Here is a 2337-nt window from a genome sequence, read left to right as displayed (position 1 = left end):
TTTCCCACCATTTTAAATGTGGAGCATCCCCAATTTTTCCCTCGTTTAAACCGTTGTGCCGAACGTAATTTACAATTAAAAGCGATCGATGAAAGTAGCGCTCCCCAATGGCTAAAAACAATGCGTAAGCTACCCTTACAGTTAGGTATCTTCGGGGACCTATTGCGATTGTATCTGATTAAACCCATAGATGCAGAAGCCACCAGAGAAATGGTACTTTAATCAGTTATCAGTGATCAGTTATCAGATGTGAGTTTTCAGTTCACTGAGTTTGAGGTTTGAAGACGAGCGCAAAAAGAGTTAATCATGGAAAGTTTTTCTCGAAGAATTTTTGAGCGGCTGGCGGGATTTGCTGAAACTGACTCGGACAGGGAAGTGTACCTCAATGCCTTGGGCAGTGGAAACCCGGTCGAGAAAGAACAAGATCGCTATGAGCGCCTCTTGCACCAGCTTAAACAGGGCGATTATTCGGCTGCTCTCAAAGCCTACCTTCAGCTTCTAGCGATCGCTGATGAGGGCATTCAACAACAACTGGTCGAGATTGTGCGAGAGCGGGTTTACTCATCGGCTACTGATGAACTGTTGCGAACTGAGCTGCTCGCTTACTTCAAGCCGCCACGAATCCTTGATTTTGAGGATGTACGAGTGCTTCTGGCTTCATGCCCTGATTGGTTCACCTCAAAAAACCTAGCACGGGCGCGGGCGGTCCAAGAACTGGTCGCTCAACGATGTGATGAAGAGTTGTTTAGAACGCTGATGATAGAAGCCTTAAGAGAATTAAACCACCAGACTCGTTCCTTCAACGCTGCTTATGCGTTGCTAGAGGCACTCAAAAAACCTGTTTGCGCTCTCGCCGTAGTACGACTCATGCCTTCGCTTCAGGACCAGACGACTCTTCAAGAGGTCTTCAAGAGAATTCTGGCAGCAGAACGGCAAGGAATTGACCCTTGGGAGAAACTTCCCATCGCTCTTGTTGAGCAGCAATGTCCTCTGACCTCTGCACTTGTTGGGGAGCTCCTAGCGGTGGGAGCAGAGGGTGAAATAGGCAGTCTTATTACCATGTTACTGGCTTCCGCCGCCGAGCCGACAATTGTTGTCCATCTTGTCCAAGAAGCCTGTCAAGAAGATTAAAGTATTAGACGAGAAAATCGAGGGATTAACGGCACGGGTTGGTTATCAGGAATTTACCAACCGGGGGATTCTGATAGCTTTGGTGGTCGCTGTCTTGGGAGGTGCTGCTAAACTTTTTGGTTTTTTCCCCAATCCCTAGAACTGACTACTAGGCAAGGCTACGAGCTTTATGAGCATAATAAATGACCGCTCAAAAAACCCAAACTGTATAGAGGTATGGCAAAATGTCTAACGAAACCGTCACCTATTCCCTAGAATCGGTCCTTAAGGAAATTAAAGACAGCATCAAGGAAGTCAATCAGAAAATCGATACCCTGCAAAGAGATGTAAATGATTTAAAGGTAGGACAAGCTAAACTAACTGAGAAAGTCGAAGGGATGGATAAAAGACTAGAAAAAGTAGAAAATGAGCAATACACTCTAGTTAAGGCTATTTCTGACCTACAGGGTTTTCGAGGTCTGATTGTCCCTATCCTTATCGGTGCCATGAGTGCCGCTATCGGTGCAATTATCACCGTTGCTATCAGAATTCTTTTCCTCGGTAACAATCCCTAAAATTCTCCAGTCTCACACCCCGAAAAGAAAACTATTGATAACTTTAGGAGTTTAGCAAATGTCTAACGAAACCGTCACCTATTCCCTAGAAGCTGTCCTAACCAGAATTGAGAGTAAAATCGACTCCCTTGAAAAACGCATGAATGAGAGATTTGACAAGGTAGAGGACCGGCTAACCAAAGTAGAAATCGGACAGGCCGAACTCAAGGCCGAGTTAAAAGGCGATATTAAAGTATTAGACGAGAAAATCGAGGGATTAACGGCACGGGTTGGTTATCAGGAGTTCACCAACCGGGGGATTCTGATAGCTTTGGTGGTCGCTGTCTTGGGAGGCGCTGCTAAACTTTTTGGTTTTTTCCCCAATCCCTAGAAGTTACCCCCGATACTTAAACCTAACCTGAAATGGGAACTTGGGGTTTTGGGGAATTAGGGTTTTGGGGATTTTGGGGTTTTTAGTAGCCATTTATCGGCATTATTAGTCATGATGACGATCAGTCCTAAAACCTTATTATCCCACATTCCGCACCCTCAACTGTCACATTGAAAATTTTATCTAAATCGTCAAAATGATTGCCGGCTCTGAATTACAGGCTAATTTGTTTGCCCAGCAGCTGCACAATTAGCCCTAAAAATCTGATAGCTCTGATACCAA

At 45.0% G+C, this 2337-nt stretch carries 3 protein-coding genes and 2 pseudogenes; all 5 read left to right on the top strand.

What is annotated here, in order from left to right:
• Nucleotides 1-222: pseudogene (locus O9324_RS21830) on the top strand (magnesium-protoporphyrin IX monomethyl ester (oxidative) cyclase); the annotation flags it as partial.
• Nucleotides 223-306: 84 nt separating this feature from the next.
• Nucleotides 307-1131, top strand: coding sequence for a hypothetical protein (locus tag O9324_RS21825; protein ID WP_002769784.1), 825 nt, complete (start codon nucleotides 307-309; stop codon nucleotides 1129-1131).
• Nucleotides 1127-1270, top strand: a pseudogene (locus O9324_RS21820) (DUF4164 domain-containing protein); the annotation flags it as partial. The gene O9324_RS21825 and the pseudogene O9324_RS21820, both read left to right, overlap by 5 nt.
• An 85-nt stretch (nucleotides 1271-1355) precedes the next feature.
• Nucleotides 1356-1685 carry a shikimate dehydrogenase gene (locus tag O9324_RS21815; RefSeq protein ID WP_288141294.1) on the top strand — a complete coding sequence of 110 codons (330 nt, stop codon included), beginning with the start codon at nucleotides 1356-1358 and terminating at the stop codon, nucleotides 1683-1685.
• 58 nt (nucleotides 1686-1743) lie between these two features.
• Complete coding sequence (locus O9324_RS21810) at nucleotides 1744-2055, top strand: DUF4164 family protein (protein ID WP_002772590.1); 312 nt, start codon at nucleotides 1744-1746, stop codon at nucleotides 2053-2055.
• Nucleotides 2056-2337 lie beyond the last annotated feature (282 nt).

The sequence above is a fragment of the Microcystis sp. LE19-84.1B genome, assembly GCF_027531875.1.
In the GTDB taxonomy this organism is placed as follows: Bacteria; Cyanobacteriota; Cyanobacteriia; order Cyanobacteriales; family Microcystaceae; genus Microcystis; species Microcystis panniformis.
This window is presented reverse-complemented; position numbering and strand designations above follow the sequence as displayed.